The organism is Alcanivorax sp. UBA3183 (genome assembly GCF_002364155.1).
Lineage (GTDB): Bacteria > Pseudomonadota > Gammaproteobacteria > Pseudomonadales > Alcanivoracaceae > Alcanivorax > Alcanivorax jadensis.
Genome location: NZ_DEXN01000012.1, coordinates 60343 through 84476, shown reverse-complemented (window position 1 = coordinate 84476; position 24134 = coordinate 60343). Strand labels below are relative to the sequence as shown.

Sequence of the window (24134 nt, the reverse complement as noted above, 5' to 3'; positions counted from 1 at the left end):
GGGCCCGCTAGGCCTTTCTACCGATACCAGCCAGTAGTTGTCGAAAACATGCGCTTACCCTCCTGGACCCGATACCTGCTCCTTCTCCTGATTGCCGGCGCCGGTAGCGGGCTATCCATTCTGGCCGCCAGCTATCTGTATCTGGCCCCACAACTGCCACCAGCCAGCCAGATCCGCGAGGTGGAATACCAGATTCCCCTGCGCATTTATAGCAGCGATATAAAACTTATTGCTGAATACGGGGAAAAACGCCGACAACCGGTATCCTACGGGGAATTGCCGGAAACCCTGGTCCAGGCGGTATTGGCTGCCGAAGATGAGCGTTTCTTCAGACACAATGGCGTTGACCTGAAGGGTCTCGTACGAGCCGCCGTGGAACTGGCCCGCTACCGGGAAATCCGCTCCGGTGGCTCCACCATCACCATGCAGGTGGCGCGTAACTTCTTCCTCAGCCGGGACCAGCGCTTTCTGCGCAAATTCAACGAGATTGTCCTGGCCATCCAAATCGAGCGGGTACTCAGCAAGGAAGAGATACTTGAGCTATACCTGAACAAAATCTATCTGGGGCACCGGGCCTACGGCGCCGAAGCCGCCGCCCAAGTCTATTACGGCAAATCGGTGGGAGAACTCAATATCGCCCAGCAGGCCATGATCGCCGGCCTCCCAAAGGCCCCTTCAGCCTATAACCCGATCACCAACCCGGAACGGGCGCGGGTGCGGCGCAACTGGATCCTGTTTCGCATGGAAGAAACCGGTGTTCTTACTCCTGAGGCTCGCAAGGTAGCTCAGGCCGAACCGGTAAGCGCCCGCTTCCATGCCGCCCAGCCCGAGGTGGACGCCGCCTATGTGGGCGAAATGGTCCGCCTGCAGGCTGCGAAACTGGTGGAGCAGGATATTTTTACCGATGGCATTCGCATCATCACCACCATCGACAGCAAGCGCCAGACAGCGGCCGTTCAGGCACTGCGCACCGGCCTGCACAGCTACGATGAGCGCCATGGCTATCGCGGCCCCGTAGTGCAGCAGGATATCAGCGAAGCCCCGGCATTATCAGCCATCGACGTGTCAGACAGCGAACAACCTCCAACAGAAGAGAGCGAACTGCCTGCTCAGGCAGAAAAAGCGGAAATCGAGAAAACTATTACCGGACTGGATCCGAACGTCGCCCGCTGGGTAAAGATGATCCGCGACCAGCAACGAATCGGCCCCCTGCAACCGGTCATCGTCACCCGCGTTGGCGAACAGGATGCAGACATACTGTTCCGCGATGGTAAGCGCGCCCAACTGGCCTGGAATGATATCCGCTGGGCCCGCCCCCAGCTCAACAACAAATATGTCGGCGAAGAGCCCCAGAAAGCCGCCGATGTACTAACCCGGGGCGACATCATCCGCGTCCGTCCGGTGGGCCCCGACGATAACCGCCGCTGGCGCCTGGCCCAGTTGCCCGTCGCGCAATCCGCCCTGGTCTCACTGGACCCGGCCACCGGCGCCGTGCTCGCCATGCAGGGCGGCTACAGCTTTTCGGCTTCCAACTTCAACCGAGCCGTGCAAAGTGAGCGCCAGGCAGGCTCCGTATTCAAACCCTTTATCTATACTTCGGCCATGGAGAACGGCTTCACACCTGCCTCCATCATCAATGACGCGCCCGTGGTGTTCGATGACGACAAACTGGAAACCGCCTGGCGCCCCACCGGCGCCAGCGGCAAGTTCTACGGCCCCACCCGCATGCGCGAGGCCCTGTATCGCTCCCTGAACCTGGTCTCCATTCGCATTCTGCGTCAGATCGGCATCAGCCAGGCCATGGGCACTCTGAAGCGCTTCGGCCTGCCCGCTGACGGCTTTCAGCGTGACCTGTCGCTGGCACTGGGTAGTGCCAGCGTCACTCCGATGGATATCGCCAGCGCCTACAGCATCTTCGCGAACGGTGGCTACCGGGTGACCCCCTGGGCCATTCAGCGCATTGAAAATGCGGATGGCGACATCCTCTGGCAGGCAGCGGACGTCATTCTGTGCGAGCCCCCTTGTCTGCCGCCCCTCAAACTGGAGGACGAGATCCCCGAACTGGCGTCGTCGCCGGAGCCATCGGATCCGGACAACAAGGACAGCGCCGACAAACCGGGCACACCAATTCAGCCAGAACCGGTCATGGCCCCCCGGGTACTGGATCCGCGCATTGCCTGGCTGATGAACTCCATGCTCCAGGACGTGATTCGGGTAGGCACCGGCAACAAGGCCCGTGCCCTGGGCCGTGACGACCTGGCCGGCAAGACAGGTACCACCAACGACCAGGTGGATGCCTGGTTCTCCGGCTATTCTCCGGACCTGGTGGCCACTGTCTGGGTAGGCTTCGACAACCCGGCCAACCTGGGCTGGGGCGAATACGGCGGTAAGGCGGCCCTGCCAATCTGGATCGATTACATGGGCCCTGCCCTGCAAGGGGTTCCGGAACGACAGCTGGAACAACCCTCCGGCATCTCCACCGTGCGGATCGACCCTGACAGCGGCCTGCTAGCGCGCCCGGACAACCCCAATGCCATCCGCGAGTACTTTATTGAGGACCAAGTGCCGGAAATAGAACCCCAGCGCGGCCCCGGCGGCAGCAACAGCGCGCCGGAACAGATATTTTAATGCCTGACGCCTGACGCCTGACGCTAATCACTTTAAGGACAGCGTTTTCGCGTCAAGCATCAGGTTCGACAGGCCCATAAAAAAACCGCCTTTCGGCGGTTTTTTCGTCTTGCATCAAGCGCGCCCCATCACAACTCCGGGAAAATCTCATCCAGGGAGCTCAACGGATAGTGCGAGGGATACCCCTTGCGAGCCACACCACAATCCACCGCCGCACGAGCCACCGCCGAGGACACACGGCCCAACAGACGAGGATCATTGGGCTTGGGAATGATGTAGTCGGCGCCAAAGGTCAGCGGCTCACCGCCATAGGCGTCCAGTACTTCCTGAGGCGGCGCTTCGCGCACCAACTCGGCAATGGCGTGCACCGCAGCGATCTTCATTTCCTCGGTGATCGAGGTGGAGCGCACGTCCAGAGCACCACGGAACATGTACGGGAAACACAGCACATTGTTCACCTGGTTGGGAAAGTCGGAACGCCCGGTAGCCACGATCGCATCCGGGCGCGCCGCCTTGGCCACCTCCGGGCGAATTTCCGGATCCGGGTTCGCCAGGGCAAAGATGATGGGCCGAGGGGCCATCTTCTTGACCATTTCCGGGGTCAGCATGTCCGGGCCGGACACACCGATAAACACATCCGCATCTTCCACCGCATCGTTCAGGGTGCGCTTGTCGGTATCGTTGGCCAGCGCCGCCTTGTACTGATTGAGATCGTCGCGACGGCTATGAATCACGCCCTTGCGATCCAGCACCAGGATATTTTCCTTGCGCGCACCCATCTCGATCAGCAGCCGCACCGATGCCACGCCAGCGGCACCGGCACCCACGCAGACCACCTTGATGTCTTCGATACGCTTTTTCTGGATTTCCAGTGCATTGATCAGGCCGGCACCCACCACGATGGCGGTACCGTGCTGATCATCGTGGAAGACCGGCACATCGCACTGTTCTTTGAGGATGCGCTCAATCTCGAAACACTCCGGCGCCCGGATATCTTCCAGGTTGATACCGCCAAACGTGCGATGGATACGCACCACAGTGTCGATAAAGGCCTGGGAGTCTTCCGCGTCCACTTCGATATCGAACACATCAATACCGGCAAACAGCTTGAACAGAATCCCCTTGCCTTCCATCACCGGCTTGGACGCCAGCGCACCCAGATTGCCAAGGCCGAGGATGGCAGTGCCATCACTGATCACGGCCACCAGATTGCCCTTGGCAGTAAAGCGGTAGGCCAGCTCCGGCTCCCGGGCGATCTCGCGCACCGGTTCCGCCACACCCGGACTATAGGCCAGGCTCAGATCACGGCTGGTTGCCGCCGGCTTGGTCACCTCAACGCTGATTTTCCCTGGCCGCGGTTTGGCGTGGTATTCCAGGGCCGCCGTTCTCAAATCCTCAGACATGCTGGTCTCCGCTGGTCCCTAGTCGGGCTAAACTGTCAGGCTAAACACTGTGTACGCAAGATCTCAAAGCAAAAAGCACCCCGCAGGGTGCTTTTTAAAGGCTACATAAACTGCGGTGAAAACGCTGTTTAGTCCTTCTTGCTGCGCATCATGCCGAAGCGCTGCTTGAACTTGTCGATCTGGCCACCGCTGTCGGCTTGCTTCTGCTTGCCAGTATAGAAAGGATGGCAAGCGGAACAAACGTCCAGGTCCATCGCACCACCGCGGGTGGAATGGCTTTCAATAACGTTACCGCAGCTGCAGGTATAAGTCGCTGCCTGGTATTCGGGATGAATCTCTGGTTTCATGGCTGAGCTCCAATATGTGTCGCTACCTGGCTCTACGACAGGCACCACACGGCTTGCGTCTGGGAAAAAGAAGGCGAATCATAACAGCTTAATCCCAATCCGCAAGCGCTGAGGGCCTATTTGAAGGCTCTTTGGCGCAGCAGTCTTCAGGAACGCCCTTGTCAGCCAAGAAAACCCTGCAAATTGCCCTGCCGGTCCCGCTAACAGGCTGCTTTGACTACCTGTACCCGGGCGACACCCCGCCTCCGCGCGGCTGCCGGGTACAAGTGTCTTTCGGTCGGCGAACCCTGGTGGGCCTGGTCCACGGTCACGGCAACAGCGATTACCCCAAACTCAAAGCCGTTCAACGGGTACTGGACGACAGCCCTGTCCTGCCGACAGAGCTTTACCAGCTGTGCGAACGGGCCGCCCGCTACTACCACCACCCCCTCGGCGAGGTCCTCAATTACGCCCTGCCGGCCCTGCTGCGCCAGGGCAACGACGCCGAAGCGAGCCAGGAAAAGCGCTGGCAGCTTACCGAACGGGGCCACCATGTCAGCGACGACCAGGTCAGCCGGGCTCCCCGCCAGCGCCAGGCCCTGCACACCTTGCGGGATCACCCCAAGGGGCTGAGCAGCGCCATGCTCGCCGCCCTGGAGGTTCCCTCAGCCGCCCTGGCCAGCCTGCGAGACAAGGGCTGGGCGGAGCAGGTGGCTCTGGACGATGACGCGCCGCCCAAGGACATTCTGGCCCAGCCGCCCCTGGCCGCCAACGCAGAACAGCGCAAGGCCATCCGTGCCCTGCAGGAAGCCAGGGGGTTTACCCCCTTCCTGCTCGACGGTGTCACCGGCAGTGGCAAGACCGAGGTCTACTTACAGGCCATGACCGCGCATCTCACCGCCGGCAAGCAGGTACTGGTGCTGATTCCGGAAATCGGCCTGACACCGCAGACCGTGCAACGCTTCCGCCAGCGCTTCGCCGTGCCGGTGGTCACCCTGCACTCCGGACTCAGCGACCGGGAACGGCTGGACAACTGGCTGGCCGCCCGGGATGGCAAGGCACGCATCATCATCGGCACCCGTTCTGCCATCTTTACCCCGCTCGCCGACCCGGGCCTGATCATCGTCGACGAAGCCCACGACGCCTCGCTGAAACAACAGGATGGCTTTCGCTTCCACGCCCGCGACCTGGCCACCTGGCGAGCCCAGCAACTGGACATCCCGGTAGTACTCGGCAGCGCCACCCCAGCCCTGGAAACACTGCAGCTCGCTCGGCAAGAGCGCTTTCAATGGCTGAAACTGTCGCAACGGGCCACGGATCAGGGACGCCCGCCCATCGAAATCCTCGATGGCACCCTGGCCGCCCCCGGCCAGCCACTGCTCCCCCAGTCCCTGCAGGCGATAAAACACTGCGTAGAGCAGGGCAACCAGGCCCTGGTCTTTATCAACCGGCGCGGCTACGCCCCCATGATTCTCTGCCAGGATTGCGGCTGGCAGGCGGAATGCCGCCGTTGCGACAGCTTCCTCACCTGGCACCGCAGCGAAGGCAGTCTGCGCTGTCACCACTGCGACTATCAGCAACGGGTGCCATCGCGTTGCCCGGACTGCGGCTCCAGCGCCATCCATGAAGCTGGCAGCGGCACCGAAAAACTCACCGAATTGCTGGAACAGTCAATACAGGTGCCGGTAATCCGCATCGACCGGGATGCCACCCGCCGCAAGGGCAGCCTGGACGCCCACTTGGCCACCATCCAGCAAGGCAACCCGGTGGTAATGGTGGGCACCCAGATGCTGGCCAAGGGGCATCACTTCCCGAAACTGTCTCTGGTAGTGATTCTGGATATGGATGCCGGCTTTCTCAGCGCCGACTTTCGCGGCCCGGAACAGGCCGCCCAACTGCTGCTGCAAGTGGCAGGCCGCAGCGGCCGGGAAAACCAGGGGCGGGTACTGCTGCAGACCCGCCACCCGGACCACCCACTCCTGCAACTGGCCGCCAGCGGCGACTACCCGGCCCTGGCCAGCGCCTTGCTGGAGGAACGGAAGATGGCCGGCCTGCCCCCCTTCGGCCACCTGGCCCTGTTCCGCTGCGAAGCCATGAGCATGAACAAGGCCATGGAGTTTCTGCAGCAGCTTGCAGGTATTCCCCTGCCCCCGGACGTGCACCTGCTGGGCCCGGTCCCCGCCCCCATGGAAAGACGCGCCGGCCGCTACCGCACCCAGATGTTGCTGCAATGTACCAGCCGCCCCCCCCTGCACCAGGCCATCAGCCTGTTGCTGGAACAGGCCCGCACCCTGCCCACCGCCCGCCAGTGCCGCTGGCATCTGGATGTGGATCCAATTGATATGTTGTGAGAAGGCAGCATGCTGTGGACCGCGGGGCGCGCGCTGCGTGTCCCGTGCTGCGTAATCCCGCCATTTCCCGTACAATCGCCGCCCAATCGAACGGCCCAGATGCCCTCCACAAAAGAATGCCATGAAAGAACGCCTGATTACCCTGATCGACAGCGCCCTGGACACCCTGATTGCCGAGGGGGCTCTGCCCGCCGAGGCCAAGCGCCCGGCGCAGATCGACCGCACCAAGGACAAGAGCCACGGCGACTTCGCCACCAATATCGCCCTGATGCTGGCCAAACCCGCCGGCATGAAGCCCCGCGATCTGGCAGAAAAGCTGATCGCTGCCCTGCCGGCAGACAATGCCGTGGCCAACGTGGAAATCGCCGGCCCCGGCTTTATCAACTTCTTCCAGGCCGACGACTGGCTCACCGCCCTGCTGGATCTGGCCCTGGCAGACGAGCACCTGGGCGTGGCCCGCCCGGCGCAGGCACAGACCGTGGTGGTGGACTATTCCTCCCCCAACCTGGCCAAGGAAATGCACGTGGGGCACCTGCGCTCGTCCATCATCGGCGATGCGGTGGTGCGCACCCTGGAATTTCTCGGTCACCAGGTGGTCCGCCAGAATCACGTGGGCGACTGGGGCACCCAGTTCGGCATGCTGCTGGCCTACCTGGAAGAACAGAAAAGCGAGGAAAGCGACAGCGAGCTGTCCCGTGAGCTGGGAGATCTGGAAGGCTTCTACCGCGCCGCCAAGCAGCGCTTCGATGAATCCGCCGACTTCGCCACCCGCGCCCGCAGCCTGGTGGTAAAACTACAGGCCGGCGACGAACATTGCCTGGCCCTGTGGCGGGAATTCAACAGCGTGTCCCTGAGCCACTGCCAGGCCGTCTATGACCGCCTGGGTGTGAGCCTGACTCCGGCGGATGTTCGCGGTGAAAGCGCCTACAACGATGACCTGGCGCAAGTGGTCAGCGATCTGGACGCCAGAGGCCTGCTCAGCGAGGATCAGGGCGCCCAGTGCGTGTTCATGGACGAATTCAAGAACAAGGAAGGTGCCCCGCTGCCGGTGATCGTGCAGAAAGCCGACGGTGGCTATCTGTACGCCACCACCGACCTGGCCGCCCTGCGCTACCGGGCCGGCACCCTGCATGCCGACCGCATGCTCTACTTCGTGGACCAGCGTCAGGCCCTGCACTTCCAGCAGATGTTCAGCCTGGCCAAACGGGCCGGCTTTGTGCCTGAGCCCACCGAGCTCGAACACATGGGCTTCGGCACCATGAACGGCCCAGACGGTCGCCCGTTCAAGACCCGCGACGGCGGCACCGTGAAACTGATTGATCTGCTCGACGAAGCTGAAGAACGCGCTTATACCCTGGTCAAGGACAAGAACCCGCAACTGGACGACCAGGACCTGCGAACCATCGCCCACTCCGTGGGTATTGGCGCAGTGAAATACGCGGACCTGTCGAAGAACCGCAGCAGTGACTACATCTTCAATTTCGAGCAGATGCTCAGCTTCGAAGGCAACACCGCCCCCTATTTGCTCTACGCCTACACCCGGGTGGCCAGCGTATTCCGCAAGGCCGGTCTGGAGATGGCCCAGGTCAGCGGTGACTTCCAGCTTCAGGAAGACGCGGAGCAGGCACTGGCCGCCCGCCTGGTGCAATTCGGGGAAGTACTGGAAAGCGTGGCCGAAAAAGGCCTGCCACACCTGCTCTGCACCTATCTGTATGACGTGGCCGGCCTGTTTTCCACTTTTTACGAGCATTGCCCGATCCTCTCCGGCGACAATGAGACCCTCAAACAGAGCCGCCTGAAGCTGGCAGCCCTTACCGCCCGCACCCTGAAACAGGGCATGGAACTGCTGGGCCTGAGCCCGCTCGAACGGATGTAGCCGAGAACCACAGGACACCCCATGGCAAAGAACACCAGCAAACGAGGGGCCAGCCGCGGCCCGGTACGCAAGAAGACGCAACGCCAGGTCCCGGGCTGGGTGTGGCTGTTCACCGGGCTGATGGTGGGCCTGTTTGTGGCGTTCCTGTTTCACCTGGGCAAGACCCAGCTGGAGCAAGGAAATAACGGCAAGGTGGCACAGAAGCCGGAGCAGCCCGCCAAACCGGCCAAGCCAGCACCGAAAAAGGACAGCAGCGACGATTCCCCGCAATTCGATTTCTACGCAGTCCTGCCGAAGATGGAAGTGATCGTGCCGCAGAATGAAACCGATTCTGGCAGCCGGGACAGCCGCAAACCCGCTCAGGACAAACCGACCAGCGAACGCAAACCGGACGCCGGCACACGCTCCAGCAGCGAGCGCTATCTGCTGCAAGCGGGCAGTTTTCGCCGCAACGAGGATGCCGACCGCCGCCGTGCCGAGCTGATCCTGAAGGGCTTCGATGCCTCCATTCAGTCCGTGGACCTGGAAAGCGGAGACAGCTGGCACCGGGTCATGATCGGCCCCTACGACAACCTTAACGCCATGCACCGGGCCCAGGATCAACTGGCCGGCAATGGCATTGAGACCCTGCCGATCAAGATGAAGAAGTGAGGACGTTCCAACTGCAGGAGCTTGCCCGCAAGCGAGGCGGGATCAAGCTCCTGCGGCTAATGGATAATTGATAACGACCCAATCCATGGCTGTGACTCTCAAAGCGCAGACGTCGCAACGAAACCATGAGCGCACCCTCTGCTGGCCCGGCACCAAACCCCCTCGCGAGCTATCCACTATCAATCATCAAATGCCCTCTCTTCCCTTGAATCCCTTATCGCCAGCCCCACATCTGCAAAACCACTATAAAAGGAGCTTACCGTGACCACTATCGTATCCGTACGCCGCGGCAATAGCGTTGTGATTGGCGGTGACGGCCAGGTGTCACTGGGCAACACCGTCATGAAAGGCAATGCCCGCAAGGTGCGCCGCCTCTACCACGGCAAGGTCATTGCCGGGTTTGCCGGCGGCACCGCCGATGCCTTCACCCTGTTTGAGCGATTTGAAGCGCAACTGGAAAAACACCAGGGCCATCTGGTCCGTGCCGCTGTAGAGCTGGCCAAGGATTGGCGCACCGACCGCGCCCTGCGTCGCCTGGAAGCTCTATTGGCCGTGGCCGACAAGGAAGCCTCACTGATCATCACCGGCAATGGCGATGTCATTGAGCCGGAAAACGACCTGATCGCTATCGGTTCCGGTGGACCCTTTGCCCAGGCAGCCGCCACCGCCCTGCTACACAACACCGAGTTGGCTGCCGGAGATATTGTCGAGAAGAGCCTGACCATTGCCGGCGATATCTGCGTCTACACCAATCAACAGCAAACCATTGAAGAATTGAGCTGGTAATCCGATGCCAAACCTGACCCCGCGCGAAATTGTTCATGAACTGAACAAGCACATTGTCGGCCAAGAGCCGGCGAAAAAATCCGTTGCCCTGGCCCTACGCAACCGCTGGCGTCGCATGCAGCTTCCGGCAGAAATGCGCGCTGAAGTGGCGCCCAAAAATATTCTGATGATTGGCCCTACCGGCGTGGGCAAGACCGAAATTGCCCGCCGCCTGGCCAAACTGGCCGATGCCCCCTTTATCAAGATCGAGGCCACCAAGTTCACGGAAGTGGGCTATGTGGGCCGCGATGTGGAATCCATCATTCGTGACCTGGTGGAAATGGCCATCAAGATGCTACGCGAGAAAGCCATCGCCCGCGTCGGCAGCCAGGCTGATGATGCCGCAGAGGAACGCATTCTCGATGCCCTACTACCCGCCGCCCGCGGCGAGGAAGAGAACAAGACCGACAACAGCACCCGTCAGATCTTTCGCAAGAAACTGCGCGAGGGTGAGCTGGACGACAAGGAAATCGAGATCGAGGTGTCCAGCAACCCGGCCGGGGTGGAAATCATGGCACCGCCAGGCATGGAAGAGATGACCAGCCAGCTGCAGCAGATGTTCTCGAAAATGGGCGGCAGCGGTAACAAGCGCACCCAGAAACTGCGTGTCCGCGAAGCCTACCGACTGATCCGCGACGAGGAAGCGGCACGTTTCGTCAATGAAGACGAATTGAAGGTGCAGGCCATTGATGCGGTGGAAAACAACGGCATTGTGTTCCTGGATGAAATCGACAAGGTGGCCAAACGCGGCGAAAGCGGCGGCACCGATGTATCCCGGGAAGGGGTTCAGCGCGACCTGCTGCCGCTGATCGAAGGCTGCACCGTATCTACCAAGTACGGCATGGTGAAGACCGACCACATCCTGTTCATCGCCTCCGGCGCCTTCCATCTGTCCAAACCCAGCGACCTGATCCCGGAGCTGCAAGGCCGTCTACCCATTCGCGTGGAACTAAGCGCGCTGACGCCAGATGACTTCCAGCGCATTCTCACAGAACCCAGATGCTCCCTCACCGAGCAGTACAAGGCCCTGCTGGACACCGAAGGGCTTAATCTGGAGATCACCGACGACTGCATCCGGCGCATCGCCGAGGTGGCCTGGCAGGTCAACGAGCGCACCGAAAATATCGGTGCCCGCCGTCTGCACACGGTACTGGAAAAGCTGCTGGAAGAGATCAGCTACGATGCCGACTCCCTGGCCACCCAGTACCACGACAAGGCGCTGGTACTCGACGCCGAAGCGGTGGACCGCTATCTGGGTGAGCTGGCCGATGACGAGGATCTGAGCCGCTACATCCTCTGATGGCCCGCGTCTGAGGTCGGGCATCTGACACGAAACCTGCAAGTGTTGGATGCCTGACTTCCGTCGTCCACCCCCTTTCCTGCTATGATCCCCGCCGGAGGAAAAACCATGACCGCCGGCGAACAACTACAACACTATCTGGACCGTTTCTTTGCCCTGCGCCAGCATGGCGACGACACCCTGTTTCTCGCCCGCCTGCAACGTCTACAGGACTGGCAGGGGGAACGTCTCAAGCACACCCATCGCCATCTTCTGAACGCTCCGGCCACGGCGGAGGGCATCCGTTTTCTCCTCGAGGAAGTCTACGGTGGTCGCGAGCTGCTACCGGTGGCCCGGGAAATCCGGCGCGCCCTGCCCAAGGCCATGAAGCTGCTGCCGGACAAGGTCATGGCCACCTCCGCCAGCGCTCTGGAGGCCGCCATTCTCACCCAGGAGCTGGACGAGCAGGTCACCGACTGGCTGAGTGACGAGCTGGATCAACCGCTCACGGAGCTGACCTACCTCAAGGGGTTTCGCCAGCAAAGCCATCACCCTGCCCGCCAGCGCCAGCTACAATTGGTGGCTGAGCTTGGCCATCGGCTGGACCGCTATATCCGCTCGCGAATGATACAGACCACCTTTCGCATGGTACGCAGACCGGCCCATGCGGCAGGCTTTGCGAACCTGTATGATTTCATGGATCGCAGCTTCCGGGTGATGAAGCCAGTGCCCAGTGTGGGCCTGTTGCTGGAGCAGCTGGCCGCACGGGAAGAGACCATCATGCAGAAGGTCTACGACCATCACCCGGCCCCCTTCGAGGACTGACATGAACGACGAAACCAAGGTCACCCACTTCGGTTACCAGCAGGTACCGTGGCAGGAAAAGCAGCAGAAAGTGGCTGGCGTATTCCGCTCGGTGGCGGGCAAATACGATGTCATGAACGACCTGATTTCCATGGGTAGCCATCGCCTGCTCAAGCGCATGACCATCGAACTTGCCGGCATTCGTCCGGGCCACAAGGTACTCGATCTGGCCGGCGGCACCGGTGACCTGGCCATCAAGTTTTCCCGTCTTGTCGGCGAAACTGGGCAGGTGGTGCTGGCAGATATCAATGACGCCATGCTGGCAGTGGGCCGCGACCGTCTGTTCGACGCGGGTTGCAGCCACAATACCCAGGTCGCCCAGGTAAACGGCGAATGCCTGCCCTTCGAAGACAACAGCTTCCACTGCATCACCATTGCCTTCGGCCTGCGCAACATCACCGACAAGGATGCCGCCCTGCGCTCCATGCTGCGGGTACTGAAACCCGGTGGCCGGCTGCTGGTACTGGAATTTTCCACCCCGGTGCACAAGCCCCTGGCCAAGGCCTACGAGCTGTACTCCTTCGGCGTATGGCCCAAACTGGGCAAGCTGATCGTCAATGACGCAGACAGCTACCAGTACCTGGCCGAGTCCATCCGCATGCACCCGGACCAGGACACTCTGCAGGGGATGATGGACCAGGCCGGCTTCGCCCGTACCGAATACTTCAACATGCTGGGTGGCATCGTGGCGCTGCACAGAGGGTTCAAATTTTGAGTCTGAAAGACCAGTCCCGCTCCCCCGGCCTCCTCTCCACCACCGCTCTGGCTACGGTGGAACGAGCCATTAACACCGCCCTGCGCTCCGATCCGGCCAGCGCCGACCGGCTGGCGCTGCATGCCGGGCGCCTGCTGGCCATCGAGGTGACCTTACCGCCGCTGGCCATCTATGCGCTGATCGTGGAAGACGGGGTGGAGTTATATCACCGCAGCGATGCCAACGCGGATGTCACGGTAAAGGGCAACCCCATGGACCTGGCCTCCCTGCTGCTCAACTGGAATACCCGCCCCGGCGTCATTGGCGGCCCGGTGGATATCAGCGGCAACCGGGAACTGTTGCAGGAAATGCAGCAACTGGCCCGTGAACTGCAAATCGACTGGGGCGCCATCCTAGAGCCGGTGACCGGCTCGGAACTGGCCCAGCAACTGGATTATAGCGCCCGTCGCCTGTTCGGCTGGGCCCGCCAGGCCGCCGGTCGGCTGACCGAGCAACTGGCCGACTACGTGGGCAACGAATCCGGCCTGACCCCCGGGCGCCGGGACGTCTACGAATTCGGTCAGGACGTGGACGAGCTGCGCATGGACGTGGACCGTCTGGATACCCGTATCCAGCGCCTGCGCACTGCACGGTCCGGCAATACCAGCAACGGGAGCGCCACCGACTGATGCTGCCCGTTACCCGCATTCTGGTGGTCGCCCATGTGGTGTGCCGCTACCGGCTGATTGCCCTGCTGCCCTCGCATCCGCTGCGCAATGTGCTGCTGATGCTGTCATTCCTGGTACCTTCAAGCTGGCTTGGCACCGGCAAACTCAGCGAAGGCGAGCGCCTGCAGAAGGCCCTGGAACGCCTCGGCCCCATCTTCATCAAGTTCGGCCAACTGCTGGCCACCCGCCAGGACATGCTGCCACCGGAGTGGACCAGCGCCCTGGCCCGACTGCAGGACCAGGTGGCGCCCTTCGACGGGCAACAGGCCCGGGATCTGGTGGAAGCCAGCCTGAGCCAACCCTTCGATGAGGTATTCCTCGACTTTGACACAACGCCCATGGCCGCCGCCTCCGTGGCCCAGATCCATGCCGCTACCCTGCACAATGGCCAACAGGTGGTGGCCAAGGTACTGCGCCCCACCATCCGTCCGGTGGTGCACCGGGACCTGAAGGTAATGGCCTTCGGCGCCCGCTGGCTGGAACGGTTGTGGCGCGATGCCCGCTATTTCCGCCCGGCCCGGGTGGTACAGGATTATCGGGACATCATCCTTGGCGAACTGGATCTGGCCGCCGAGGCCCGCAACAGCGAAACCATGCGCCGGCACTTCCTGTTCAGCCCGCTGCTGCATATCCCGGCCATTCATCTGGAGCTGTCCAGTCCCACCGTGATCATCATGGATCGCATTCACGGCATCCCGGTGAATGATATCGAGCGCATCAAGGCTGCCGGCATTGATCCCAAGGTGCTCGCAGAACGGGGCGTGGAGATCTTCTTTTCCCAGGTATTCCGTTTCAACTTTTTCCACGCGGACATGCACCCGGGCAACATCTTCGTCAACCCGGAACACCCGGAATCCCCCCAGTATATGGCCGTGGATGCGGCCATCGCCGGGCGCTTGTCGAAGGAAGACCTGAACGTGCTGGGCCGCATGGTGCTGGCCGTCATGCGCGAGGATTACAGCGCCCTGGTGGATGCGGTGATCCGCGCCGGCTGGAATACCGCCCCCATCGACCGCCCCCGCTTTGAGCGGGCCGTGATCGACATTGTCGAGCCGGTGCGCTCCGCCCAACTGGACCAGCTGGAATTCGCGCCGCTGGTGATGAAGCTGTTCGATATGGCGCGCAACTACCACATCGAAATGCCGGTGCAGTACATCCTGCTGATGAAGACCCTGGTACATATCGAAGGGCTGGGGCGCAGCATTTACCCGCAACTGGATATCTGGAGCACCGGACGGCCGCTGCTGGAGGCCTGGATGCTGGCCGAATACGGGCCCAGCGCCACGCTAAAAAAGCTGCAGAACCGCATGCCGGAGTGGACCGCCCAGCTGCCTGACATGCCGGATCTGCTGCGCGACGGTCTGGAAAGCCTGCGCGAACTGCCCTATCAACAGGACCGCCTGGAAGCCCGCTTCGAACAGGCCCTGTTACGCCATCGGCACAAGCTGTTTGCCGGTCTGGCCGGCCTGGGCTGCGCCGGCACCGCCGTGTGGCTGGCAACCCCCCATTTCAGCTGGCCACTGGCCGCGGCTGCCATGCTGCTGGTGAGCTGGAGCTGGCGGCGCTAGACTGTGGCACCGCACTGCGGCACACCGGATAATCCGTCGGCGCCCGCCCGCAGCAGGCGCCAACAATAAAGAAAGTACAAACGCTATGTCAGATATACTCAGTCAGCTCCATCAGGTGCTTGAATCCCGCAAGGGCTCCGACCCGGACAGCTCCTACGTGGCCAGCCTGTACGCCAAAGGATTGAACAAGATCCTGGAAAAAGTGGGCGAGGAAGCGGTGGAAACCATTCTCGCCGCCCGCGACGCGGAGGTCAGCGGCAAAACCGATGCGCTGATCAGCGAAACCGCAGATTTGTGGTTCCATAGTCTGGTCATGTTGGCCAAACTGGGAGAACACCCTGACAAGGTACTGGCAGAACTGGAGCGCCGCTTCGGCCTGTCCGGCCATGACGAAAAAGCGGCGCGCGGCAGCAAGCACTGAACCGCCCTGACTATCGGCGCCTGACCTACTGGAGAGAGACAGCATGTTTTCCGGCATCAGCATTTGGCAGTTACTGATCCTTCTGGCCATCGTGGTCCTGTTGTTCGGCACCAAGAAGCTGCGCAATATGGGTGGCGACCTTGGCGGAGCCGTAAAAGGCTTCAAGAATGCCATGAAAGACGGCGAGGAAGAGCAGGATCAGAAGCGCCTGGCCGACGAAGAGAAAGAGGCTCCCGAACAAAAAACCGAAAAGGACAAGGAAAAAGACCAAGCCTGATCTGGCCCGGGCTTTCGGCTTCCCCAACGCCCCGTTAAGAGGTTTCCATGTTCGATATCGGCTTTGCCGAACTTACCCTGATCTTCGTCATTGGTCTGGTGGTGCTTGGCCCCGAGCGTCTTCCCACGGTGGCGCGCACTTTGGGGCAATGGATCGGTCGTGCCCGCTCCACCTTCAATCATCTGAAAAGCGAACTGGAGCGCGAAGCGGTCACCCAGGACATGCGCGAACGCATGGAAAAACAGATGCGCGAGATGGGCCTGGATGAAGACAGCATCCGCGACGCCAAAGAAAGCCTGCTAAGCCCGGAACAGATTGCCAAGGCGAGAACCCCCCGCGACTCGCAAGCGGACTCCGCCGACGACAGTGAAAAAACCCAGGAACCACCGCGCCATGAATGACGCCAGCAACGATTCCGGCCAGCCACTGATTGCCCATTTGCTGGAACTGCGCAATCGCCTGCTCAAAGCCATGGCAGCCATCTCCGTGGTGTTCCTGGGGCTGTTTTATTTCTCTCGAGAACTGTACACCCTCGTGGCCAAACCGCTGATGCAGGCCATGCCGGAAGGTACCAGCATGATCGCCACCGGCGTCGCCTCGCCGTTCCTGGCGCCCTTCAAACTAACCCTGTATCTGAGCATCTTCGTGGCCATGCCCTTTATCCTGCATCAGGCTTGGGCCTTTGTGGCACCTGGCCTGTACCGGCATGAAAAACGCCTGGCCATCCCGCTACTGGGCAGCAGCGTGCTGCTGTTTTACGCCGGCGCTGCCTTTGCCTATTTCGTGGTATTCCCGCTGATGTTCCAGTTCTTTACCGCCATTGCCCCGGAAGGGGTGGCGGTGACCACGGACATCAGCAGCTATCTGGATTTTGTGCTGGCCCTGTTCCTGGCGTTCGGGCTGGCCTTTGAGTTACCCATCGCCATCGTGCTGCTGGTCAGTACCGGGGCCACCACAGTGGAAAAACTGGCCAGCGCCCGCGCCTATGTGGTGGTGGGCTGCTTCGTGGTAGGCATGCTGCTGACACCACCGGACATCATCAGCCAGACCCTGCTGGCGCTGCCCATGTGGTTCCTGTTCGAGGTTGGCCTGATGGCCGCGCGTTTGATACGTCGGGAAAAGCAGAAACAGCAGGAGACGCCCGACCCGTAGGGTGGATTAGCCGAAGGCGTAATCCACCAGACCAGGCACATCGAACACTCTCCCACCTTATGGTGGATTACGCCCTTTGGCCTAATCTACCCCCTACGCACAGTCTCGCGCTCGGCAGCCTCCTTCATTAAAAGCGGTAGCCATTATTGCCGGTTGGCGCTGGCGGCAACGGCAACGGCGCCAGGCCATCCATACCGTCATCACGGGCCGGTGGCGCTGGTGCCGGTGCGGCGCAGCCATTGTGCTGCAGAAAATCCACTATGCGTTGCTGCACCGACGGATCCCGGGTGCTTTCGATATGCCCGCCACGCAAGCGCTGGAACGTTTTCGGCTCGCTGGCAGCAGCAAACAACCGCTTGCCGTGGTCATAGGGAATAATCGGGTCGTCTTCGCTGTGCATCACCAGCAAGGGCGTCGGTGCCACCCCTGCAATACGGGATTCCGGGTCCAGGTCGGTGCCGGGCATACCCGGTAGCACCAACCAACGCAGCGGCCACAGCAACCAGCTGCCTTTCATCACATCATTGGTGATACCCCGATAACTGGCAAACGCCGCCTCCAGCACCACGCAGTCCGCCGCACCCTGATTCTCGGCATCTCCCAGCACCGTCGCTGCCATGGCGCCCCCCAGGCTCTGACCAAACACTGTCAGCGGGCCCTCGGCACTCTTGGCATTGCGCAACCAGTCCAGACCCAGCTGCACATCGTCGAACACCGCCGGCAGTTTCGGCTTTCCCTCTGACAAACCATAGCCACGGTAATCAAGGAGAAAAACGTTATACCCCTGCTCTGGCAACCATTGCACACTGGCCAGATGGGTGCTGATGTTCTGAGCATTGCCATGAAGAAAATACACGGTGCCACGCACATGACCATCACCGGCTGCCGGCAGCCACCAGCCATGCAGGCGCAGCCCGCGCGGATGGATCAACACCACATCCTCGTAGCTGAGCCCCTGGTTTTCCGGGTTTTGTACCCAGGGCTCCATGGGATAGAAGAACAGTTTGCTGCAGCCGGCCAGCGCCATGGCCAGCCCAGTCAGCAGGATCAGTCGAAGTACCATCGCCATTGCAGTTTGAACTCGTTATCACCATCCCCGCGCCAGCCTTCCCGGCTCAGCGATGCCCGCAGTCCGTGCTGTCGGGCAAACGCCCAGTGCACGGCAAGCTCGGAGGTATGTCGATAGGTATCGTTGTTGAAGTAATGCCCCACGCTCCCCACTTGCCACTGCCAGCGCCCACGCTGGTAGAGCAGACCGGCATCCAGCCCGGCCCCGGGGGTGAGGAAGGTATCGAAGTCGCTATTATTTTCCATTCGCAGGCTGGTTAACAGGTAAGGCTGCCAGTTCCCCATGGCCCAGCTGCCACCCGCACCGCCCTGAACATAGCGAACCAGTCTGCGACGCCCCGCCCAGGCTCTCTCCAGGCCACCCTCCACATACCAGCTCAGCGGTTTGCTGAAGCGGTTAAGGGGGGCCAGCGAGCGAATGCTCACCACATCCAGTTCTTCCAGTCGTGGATCACCGGATTCCGTGCTGCGCAACGTCAGTCCGAGCCCCTGGATCTGTGCTCCGCGCAGAAACCCGTAATTATTATCCAGCAAGTCATGATAGGTCAGCCGGTAACTCAGTTCCCCAAAATCCTGGTTTCCTTCGCGCTGACCACCAGCCAGCGCCAGCATCTGGGTGCCATGGCCGGCTTCCGGCGGCTCGGGGTCCTGCGTTTCCGGCACATCGACCCTGGGCAACTGATTCATCTTTGTCAGCAAGACAAAGGAATCCCTGGCGACCTCTGGATCCCGTGCCCCCTTGCGGTTGACCAGGCGCAGATAGCGGTAGGCTGTGGTGACCATCTGCGCCTGCTGCTCCGCACCGGCTTGCAGGAATTCTTCCGATTCCATTAAACCGGGATCATCCGCCAGACGCCGGGCCAGCTTCTGTTGGCGCGGCGTCATCTGGCGGCGCAGGTTATCCAGCTCCACCGCCTTGGAGGGCCGGTAGTGGCGCTCGCTGATCAGATCCCGGTCATCCAGGGCGCGCACCGTATTCACCGGCACTTCGGCAAACCGTAATTCTGTCAGCAGCTGCGACCCCGGACGTGCTACCTCCACCAGCTCCAGCAAACGAAAGGAGCAATTTTCATCAAAAAAGTAGTAATCGAAATTGATGTCCTTCAATTCCCACAGATGCTCAATCAGCCAGTCAATTTCCTGCTGATCCAGGTCCAGGGTGTACTCCCACATGTCGCGGTTTTCCATGTGGGAGTATTCCTGAATTTTTTGCACGTAAGGGACCAGGGCAAATCGCCCGGGATAACCACCCGCCAGACCCCGGTAAATATAAAACAGGGAATTGTCGGCCTCGCTGGATACCGCACCGAAGTTCACCGCCCAGGACAACCACACGGCACTGCCTTCGCCCTGATCCAGGCGCAACAGAGTGTGACCGAACATGGAAGACGGGCTGTTCAGATAAGCCGCAGGAAAAACCAGCACTGCCCGACTGGCCTGTACCGCAGCACGCCATTCGGAATAATCCTCGCAGTGGGCAAACGGCGTATCATCCTGCCAATTGAAATGCCCGGCCAGGAAACGATAGCGGGCAGGGAAACGACAACGATCCGGGGCTTCTGCCGGCTCAAGCGCAGCAGCCGTTGCCCGCAATTCGGCAAGCACATCATCCTTGCCATTGTCTGCCAGAAAATAATTGTCGTCGTCGATATAACTGCGTCCCCGGTCACGCAGGGTGGCACCGGGATTTACATGCATGAGAGCCTGCCATCGTGATGAAGCGGCAAGATCAACCAATGAGGGAGAGGAGTTCGCGGCCAACGCCGGGGCAATCCAGCACAGCAGCACACAAAACAGTCCAGTGCGCATCCGGTATTATCCGTGATTCGGGCGGGGGAAATTCAGACCTGAATCCGTGATTTCAGATCAGACAAACAAAGCCCCGCCGTTGGGCGGGGCTTGTCGGTAAACGTGCTAGCCGTTTACGCCAGGTACTTGGACAGGCTCTGGTCCTGCTTCATTACCTCGGTGATGCTGGCCATGACTTCTTCGGCAGTCACATCCTGGTGCGGGAAGATAACTGCAAAGTTTTCATGCATGGCAGCATTGAAGCGAGCGCGGTCGCCAGCTTCGATGCCCATGGATACGGACAGTGCGGTCAGGGCTTCGCCTTCACCGGTTGCCATATCCTGAGCCACTTCTTCCATCACACCGGTCATACCCAGCAGGCTCTGGCCGCTGTAGGTCAGAGAACCATTGGTATCACAACCGTTGGTGCCGGTAGTCATACCAAAGGTGGCGTTGCCGGAGGTGCCATTCACAATGGTCGCCAGCAGGTGCATGGGCAGACCGGAGTTGCCTTCGAACAACAAGTTGCCCCAACCACAGCCCGGACCACCCGGTGCTACAGCCATGGCAGAAGTAGAAGCGCCAAGCAGAGTGGCAGCGATAAGCGTCTTTTTCATCCTGAGATACCTCCAAGTTTTTATATGTCGTCCCTGGGGATACTTCACAGCACCAGGCTGTATTTCGCAACCCTTTTGCAGCGATGCTGCTCAGTGCTCTCCCCGTCACCCGTAACCAGGTAACAAACTTCATCATAAACAAGGCGAGGACCTTTGCAATACAATTGCAAAACCGGTGTCACGAGCTCAAAAGAAATGTGACGGGTCCATCATTGACGAGTTGAACCTGCATATCGGCACCAAAGACTCCGCTGCGCACCGGAATATTCTGTTTCTCCAGCTCCCGCAGGTAACCCTCGTATAGCTGTTTGCCCTGCTCCGGCTGGGCTGCCTTGCTGAAGCTGGGCCGACGCCCTTTGCGGGTATCTGCCGCCAGAGTGAACTGGGATATGGCAAGAATTGCGCCATGAATATCTCGCACATCCAGGTTCATCTTGTCATCACTGTCGGCAAACACCCGATATCCCACCGTCCTCTCGGCCATACGCGCAATCGTAGCCTCATCGTCGCCGGGCTCAATGCCAACCAGCAACAGCAGACCTTGACCAATGCGCCCCACACAATCACCGGACACCGTCACCGACGCTTCGCTGACACGCTGCAACAACACCTTCAATCGTCAATCCTCTTTTCCAGTCGATTTACCGCATCCATCAGTGCATTGGAAATCGCCGGGTCGGAGGAAGAATGACTGCCCCCTTCCACCCAGTGGAGTCGACTGCCTGGCAATACCTGATGCAGAGCAAGGGCCTGATCCGCCGGGCAGACAAAATCCCGGGTGCCGTGAACCATTTCCACCGGCAGGGTCATGCCGGCACAAGCCTCCAGCAACGGCGCTGTCAGGAAACCATCATGAAGAAAATAATGGGTTTCCTGCATGGCCATGCATAACTCATCGTCACTGGCTTCACCGGACGGTAACACCGACGTTAACGCCAGCGTGGACTCCCAGTTACACCAGCTGCGGGCATGATAGCGGGCACGATCTCCTTTCAGCCCCTGATGATAGCGCTGCAGCAGGCTCCCCTCGCCAGGCGGGGCCTGCTTCTGTAATGCAGCCCATTCTTCAGGGAACAGCCGCGCCGCACCCTCTGACGTATAAAGCCAGTCACGATCCTGCTGACGACAGAGGAAGACGCCCCGCAGCACCATACCGACGACTCGCTGCGGATGCGCCGCCAGATAGGCCAGAGCCAGAGTGACGCCCCAGGAACCACCAAACACTCGCCATCGCTCCACCCCAAGGGCCTCGCGGAGAGATTCCAGATCAGCAATCAGATGCGAGGTGGTATTGTGGCTGGTAGACGCAAAGGGACGGCTTTGACCACTACCCCGCTGGTCGAAGAGAATAATGCGAAACCGCCGGGGATCGAAAAAGCGGCCCATGAACGGCGAGCAACCGCCACCGGGGCCACCGTGCAACACGATCACTGGCACGCCGTTCGGGTTACCACTTTCTTCCACATAAAGCTGATGCCCCTGACCCACCGGCACCAGAGACTGCCGATAACTGTTCGGCAAGGGAAATAACGCCATGAGAACTGCACTTGTCTGCAGAAAGATTTCAGCATACCTGCTGCTGATTGCCCTGCAACTGTTGATCGCTGGCTGCACCAAAACACCACCGGAGCAAGCCATTCTGGATGCTCTGGAAAAGCTTGAGACAGCCATAGAAGCCGGCGATACCGGCACGGTGATGGATGCCCTCACCGATCCGGCAGAGATTCAGCGTGGCGGCCAGATCCTGCAGCGCGACGAGCTTCGGCGCCTGGTGATGGGCACTTTCCTGCGCTACCCGAAGCGCCAGCTCGCACTCACCCAGATCAACATCGAGCTGGATCCGGTTACCCAGCGCCACGCCCGCGTCACCTTCACCGCCTTCGCCTGGGGCGGGCAAAGCGTGATGCCCGACAACGCCGACAGCTACCGGGTGGTGAGCGACTGGCGCGAGGACGGAGAGTGGAAGATTGAGGGGCTGACGGCGAACGGGCTTAGGGAGTGAATTGATAATTGATAACGACGCGGGTTGGCGTTCTGTTATCTTTGAGTGCAAGAGGCCGCGACTAAACCATTGTCGCGGCCTCTTGCGTTTTAAGCTTTACTATCCCTTCTGGCGAGTTATCAATTATCCATTCTCAATCATCAATTGCCTTTCAATCCTCTTCCCCTGCTGTCAACTCTCCTTCCATATCCAGCTCCTTGATCTTGCGGGTAAGAGTGTTTCGCCCCCAGCCGAGCAGAGCGGCGGCGTCACGTTTGCGGCCGCCGGTGTGCTGCAGGGCCACTTCGATCATGGTGCGCTCAAAGCCGGGAACCGCCTGTTCGAGGATGCTGCGCTCACCCTGTGACAGGGCGCGATCGGCCCAGTTGCGCAGGGACTTGAGCCAGTCACCGGACACATCAGCCCCCTTGGCGGCACCCGCTTCTTTCAATTCCGGGGGCAAATCATCCACAAGGACTTCGCGACCGGACGCCATTACGGTCAGCCAGCGACAGGTATTTTCCAGCTGCCGCACATTGCCCGGCCACGCCTGGGCAGACAGGTATTTCTCGGTATCCTTGTGCAGAATTTTCGGCTCCACACCCAATTCATGGCCTGCACGCTGGAGAAAATAATTGGCCAGCCGGGGAATGTCTTCGCGGCGCTCGGCCATACGCGGAATATGGATGCGAATCACGTTTAGTCGGTGGAACAAATCCTCCCGGAAGTCCCCTTCCTTCACCAGTTTTTCCAAATCCTGGTGGGTGGCGGCAATAATCCGCACGTCCACATGGATAGGCGTTGTACCACCGACCCGATAAAACTCACTTTCCTGCAATACCCGCAACAGACGGGTCTGCGCTTCCAGCGGCATATCACCGATTTCATCGAGAAACAGGGTGCCGCCATTGGCCTGCTCGAAGCGGCCTACACGCTGGTTGTTGGCGCCAGTAAAGGCACCTTTTTCATGGCCAAACAGTTCCGACTCGATCAGATCCTTGGGAATGGCCGCCATGTTCAGGGCAACGAAATTCTTTTCCCGCCGCATGGAATGGCTATGCAGTGCCCGCGCCACCAGCTCTTTACCGGTACCGGACTGGCCATTGATCAATACGGTGACGTTGGAATGGCTGAGCCGACCAATAGCGCGAAACACCTCCTGCATGGCCGGTGCTTCACCGATAATCTCAGTGGACTCTTCCTCCACCGCGGCCGGCTGTTCACCGCGGGATTCTTCCCGGTGCTTGATGGCGCGGCGCACCAGCGCTACCGCCTCATCCACATCAAACGGCTTGGGCAGGTACTCAAAGGCCCCGCCCTGGTAGGAGGCCACCGCCGAATCCAGATCGGAATGGGCGGTCATGATGATCACCGGCAGGTCCGGATTCTTGCGCTGCAGGATCTTGAGCATGCGCAGGCCATCAGTACCGGGCATTCGCACGTCACTGATCAGCACCTCCGGCTCCTGCGCTCCCTCTTCCAGGGTATTCAGCGCCTCATCGCCATCTTCGAAACAGGTTACCGCGTATCCTTCCTGGCTCAGTGCCTTTTCCAGCACCCAGCGAATGGAGCGGTCATCGTCGACTACCCATACGGTTACGCTCATGACCGGCCTCTCCCTGGATTTTCACTGTTGT

Annotated in this window: 23 protein-coding genes; 15 read left to right on the top strand and 8 right to left on the bottom strand. The window is 60.5% G+C overall.

Annotation, left to right across the window (positions count from 1 at the left end; genetic code table 11):
* The first annotated feature begins 48 nt into the window (after positions 1-48).
* Positions 49-2628: a penicillin-binding protein 1A gene (locus tag B3Q33_RS05070; protein WP_272962151.1), complete on the top strand. Its 2580-nt coding sequence runs from the start codon at positions 49-51 to the stop codon at positions 2626-2628.
* Positions 2629-2756: 128 nt separating this feature from the next.
* Here the strand turns inward: B3Q33_RS05070 and B3Q33_RS05065 are convergent, their stop codons facing one another.
* The gene (locus B3Q33_RS05065) at positions 2757-4031 is read right to left on the bottom strand and encodes a malic enzyme-like NAD(P)-binding protein (RefSeq protein WP_035245137.1); all 1275 of its coding nucleotides are present in this window, start codon (positions 4029-4031) and stop codon (positions 2757-2759) included.
* Between the two features lie 128 nt (positions 4032-4159).
* Complete coding sequence (gene rpmE / locus B3Q33_RS05060; protein WP_035245139.1) at positions 4160-4378, bottom strand: 50S ribosomal protein L31; 219 nt, start codon at positions 4376-4378, stop codon at positions 4160-4162.
* 158 nt (positions 4379-4536) lie between these two features.
* On the opposite strand from rpmE, the gene B3Q33_RS05055 reads away from it, so the two are divergent.
* The 13 genes from B3Q33_RS05055 to tatC all read left to right on the top strand — a co-directional run bounded on the left by B3Q33_RS05055 (position 4537) and on the right by tatC (position 17043).
* The gene (locus B3Q33_RS05055) at positions 4537-6708 is read left to right on the top strand and encodes a primosomal protein N' (RefSeq protein ID WP_272962150.1); all 2172 of its coding nucleotides are present in this window, start codon (positions 4537-4539) and stop codon (positions 6706-6708) included.
* A 121-nt stretch (positions 6709-6829) separates the two neighbouring features.
* Positions 6830-8584 (top strand): arginine--tRNA ligase, encoded by a 1755-nt coding sequence (argS, locus tag B3Q33_RS05050; protein ID WP_286827091.1) that lies wholly within the window; start codon positions 6830-6832, stop codon positions 8582-8584.
* A 21-nt stretch (positions 8585-8605) separates the two neighbouring features.
* Positions 8606-9235, top strand: a complete 630-nt coding sequence (locus B3Q33_RS05045; RefSeq protein WP_035245144.1) for an SPOR domain-containing protein — start codon at positions 8606-8608, stop codon at positions 9233-9235.
* A gap of 261 nt (positions 9236-9496) precedes the next feature.
* On the top strand, positions 9497-10021 hold the full coding sequence (hslV, locus tag B3Q33_RS05040) for an ATP-dependent protease subunit HslV (RefSeq protein WP_035245145.1): 525 nt from the start codon (positions 9497-9499) through the stop codon (positions 10019-10021).
* A 4-nt stretch (positions 10022-10025) separates the two neighbouring features.
* The gene (hslU, locus tag B3Q33_RS05035; protein WP_035245146.1) at positions 10026-11360 is read left to right on the top strand and encodes an ATP-dependent protease ATPase subunit HslU; all 1335 of its coding nucleotides are present in this window, start codon (positions 10026-10028) and stop codon (positions 11358-11360) included.
* A gap of 108 nt (positions 11361-11468) precedes the next feature.
* Positions 11469-12164, top strand: a complete 696-nt coding sequence (locus B3Q33_RS05030) for an FFLEELY motif protein (RefSeq protein ID WP_272962148.1) — start codon at positions 11469-11471, stop codon at positions 12162-12164.
* A 1-nt stretch (position 12165) separates the two neighbouring features.
* Positions 12166-12918 (top strand): bifunctional demethylmenaquinone methyltransferase/2-methoxy-6-polyprenyl-1,4-benzoquinol methylase UbiE, encoded by a 753-nt coding sequence (gene ubiE / locus B3Q33_RS05025; protein WP_035245148.1) that lies wholly within the window; start codon positions 12166-12168, stop codon positions 12916-12918.
* Positions 12915-13586 (top strand): ubiquinone biosynthesis accessory factor UbiJ, encoded by a 672-nt coding sequence (locus tag B3Q33_RS05020; protein WP_272962147.1) that lies wholly within the window; start codon positions 12915-12917, stop codon positions 13584-13586. The genes ubiE and B3Q33_RS05020 overlap by 4 nt, the downstream gene beginning before the upstream one ends.
* Positions 13586-15193 (top strand): AarF/UbiB family protein, encoded by a 1608-nt coding sequence (locus B3Q33_RS05015; RefSeq protein ID WP_272962146.1) that lies wholly within the window; start codon positions 13586-13588, stop codon positions 15191-15193. The genes B3Q33_RS05020 and B3Q33_RS05015 overlap by 1 nt, the downstream gene beginning before the upstream one ends.
* A gap of 85 nt (positions 15194-15278) precedes the next feature.
* Positions 15279-15614, top strand: a complete 336-nt coding sequence (locus B3Q33_RS05010) for a phosphoribosyl-ATP diphosphatase (RefSeq protein WP_035245151.1) — start codon at positions 15279-15281, stop codon at positions 15612-15614.
* A 43-nt stretch (positions 15615-15657) separates the two neighbouring features.
* The gene (gene tatA / locus B3Q33_RS05005) at positions 15658-15891 is read left to right on the top strand and encodes a Sec-independent protein translocase subunit TatA (protein WP_272962145.1); all 234 of its coding nucleotides are present in this window, start codon (positions 15658-15660) and stop codon (positions 15889-15891) included.
* A 47-nt stretch (positions 15892-15938) separates the two neighbouring features.
* The gene (tatB, locus tag B3Q33_RS05000) at positions 15939-16292 is read left to right on the top strand and encodes a Sec-independent protein translocase protein TatB (protein WP_035245153.1); all 354 of its coding nucleotides are present in this window, start codon (positions 15939-15941) and stop codon (positions 16290-16292) included.
* Complete coding sequence (tatC, locus tag B3Q33_RS04995; RefSeq protein WP_035245154.1) at positions 16285-17043, top strand: twin-arginine translocase subunit TatC; 759 nt, start codon at positions 16285-16287, stop codon at positions 17041-17043. Before tatB ends, tatC begins: the two co-directional genes overlap by 8 nt.
* A gap of 127 nt (positions 17044-17170) precedes the next feature.
* Here tatC and B3Q33_RS04990 read toward each other — a convergent pair whose 3' ends face one another.
* From B3Q33_RS04990 to pip, 5 genes are all read right to left on the bottom strand, one after another.
* On the bottom strand, positions 17171-18112 hold the full coding sequence (locus tag B3Q33_RS04990) for an alpha/beta hydrolase (protein ID WP_035245155.1): 942 nt from the start codon (positions 18110-18112) through the stop codon (positions 17171-17173).
* Positions 18091-19809 carry a DUF4105 domain-containing protein gene (locus tag B3Q33_RS04985; protein WP_286827084.1) on the bottom strand — a complete coding sequence of 573 codons (1719 nt, stop codon included), beginning with the start codon at positions 19807-19809 and terminating at the stop codon, positions 18091-18093. Before B3Q33_RS04985 ends, B3Q33_RS04990 begins: the two co-directional genes overlap by 22 nt.
* 224 nt (positions 19810-20033) lie before the next feature.
* On the bottom strand, positions 20034-20516 hold the full coding sequence (locus B3Q33_RS04980; RefSeq protein WP_035245157.1) for a DUF3015 domain-containing protein: 483 nt from the start codon (positions 20514-20516) through the stop codon (positions 20034-20036).
* A 178-nt stretch (positions 20517-20694) separates the two neighbouring features.
* Complete coding sequence (gene dtd / locus B3Q33_RS04975) at positions 20695-21132, bottom strand: D-aminoacyl-tRNA deacylase (protein WP_035245158.1); 438 nt, start codon at positions 21130-21132, stop codon at positions 20695-20697.
* Positions 21129-22052, bottom strand: coding sequence for a prolyl aminopeptidase (pip, locus tag B3Q33_RS04970; protein ID WP_035245161.1), 924 nt, complete (start codon positions 22050-22052; stop codon positions 21129-21131). The genes dtd and pip overlap by 4 nt, the downstream gene beginning before the upstream one ends.
* On the opposite strand from pip, the gene B3Q33_RS04965 reads away from it, so the two are divergent.
* Entirely contained in the window at positions 22051-22518 is a 468-nt protein-coding gene (locus B3Q33_RS04965; RefSeq protein ID WP_272962143.1) for a nuclear transport factor 2 family protein, read from the top strand. The two genes, pip and B3Q33_RS04965, sit on opposite strands and share 2 nt — an antisense overlap.
* A gap of 151 nt (positions 22519-22669) precedes the next feature.
* Here B3Q33_RS04965 and glnG read toward each other — a convergent pair whose 3' ends face one another.
* Positions 22670-24103: a nitrogen regulation protein NR(I) gene (gene glnG / locus B3Q33_RS04960; RefSeq protein ID WP_035245163.1), complete on the bottom strand. Its 1434-nt coding sequence runs from the start codon at positions 24101-24103 to the stop codon at positions 22670-22672.
* Positions 24104-24134 lie beyond the last annotated feature (31 nt).

Coding starts and splice junctions, on each gene's coding strand:
- ubiE (WP_035245148.1), top strand. CDS start 12,166: ATGAACGACGAAACCAAGGTCACCCACTTCGGTTACCAGCAGGTACCG.
- B3Q33_RS05010 (WP_035245151.1), top strand. CDS start 15,279: ATGTCAGATATACTCAGTCAGCTCCATCAGGTGCTTGAATCCCGCAAG.
- glnG (WP_035245163.1), bottom strand. CDS start 24,103: ATGAGCGTAACCGTATGGGTAGTCGACGATGACCGCTCCATTCGCTGG.
- rpmE (WP_035245139.1), bottom strand. CDS start 4,378: ATGAAACCAGAGATTCATCCCGAATACCAGGCAGCGACTTATACCTGC.
- B3Q33_RS04990 (WP_035245155.1), bottom strand. CDS start 18,112: ATGGCGATGGTACTTCGACTGATCCTGCTGACTGGGCTGGCCATGGCG.
- tatA (WP_272962145.1), top strand. CDS start 15,658: ATGTTTTCCGGCATCAGCATTTGGCAGTTACTGATCCTTCTGGCCATC.
- B3Q33_RS05015 (WP_272962146.1), top strand. CDS start 13,586: ATGCTGCCCGTTACCCGCATTCTGGTGGTCGCCCATGTGGTGTGCCGC.
- B3Q33_RS05030 (WP_272962148.1), top strand. CDS start 11,469: ATGACCGCCGGCGAACAACTACAACACTATCTGGACCGTTTCTTTGCC.
- tatC (WP_035245154.1), top strand. CDS start 16,285: ATGAATGACGCCAGCAACGATTCCGGCCAGCCACTGATTGCCCATTTG.
- argS (WP_286827091.1), top strand. CDS start 6,830: ATGAAAGAACGCCTGATTACCCTGATCGACAGCGCCCTGGACACCCTG.
- tatB (WP_035245153.1), top strand. CDS start 15,939: ATGTTCGATATCGGCTTTGCCGAACTTACCCTGATCTTCGTCATTGGT.
- B3Q33_RS04965 (WP_272962143.1), top strand. CDS start 22,051: ATGAGAACTGCACTTGTCTGCAGAAAGATTTCAGCATACCTGCTGCTG.
- pip (WP_035245161.1), bottom strand. CDS start 22,052: ATGGCGTTATTTCCCTTGCCGAACAGTTATCGGCAGTCTCTGGTGCCG.
- B3Q33_RS05070 (WP_272962151.1), top strand. CDS start 49: ATGCGCTTACCCTCCTGGACCCGATACCTGCTCCTTCTCCTGATTGCC.
- B3Q33_RS05045 (WP_035245144.1), top strand. CDS start 8,606: ATGGCAAAGAACACCAGCAAACGAGGGGCCAGCCGCGGCCCGGTACGC.
- hslU (WP_035245146.1), top strand. CDS start 10,026: ATGCCAAACCTGACCCCGCGCGAAATTGTTCATGAACTGAACAAGCAC.
- B3Q33_RS05065 (WP_035245137.1), bottom strand. CDS start 4,031: ATGTCTGAGGATTTGAGAACGGCGGCCCTGGAATACCACGCCAAACCG.
- B3Q33_RS04985 (WP_286827084.1), bottom strand. CDS start 19,809: ATGCATGTAAATCCCGGTGCCACCCTGCGTGACCGGGGACGCAGTTAT.
- B3Q33_RS04980 (WP_035245157.1), bottom strand. CDS start 20,516: ATGAAAAAGACGCTTATCGCTGCCACTCTGCTTGGCGCTTCTACTTCT.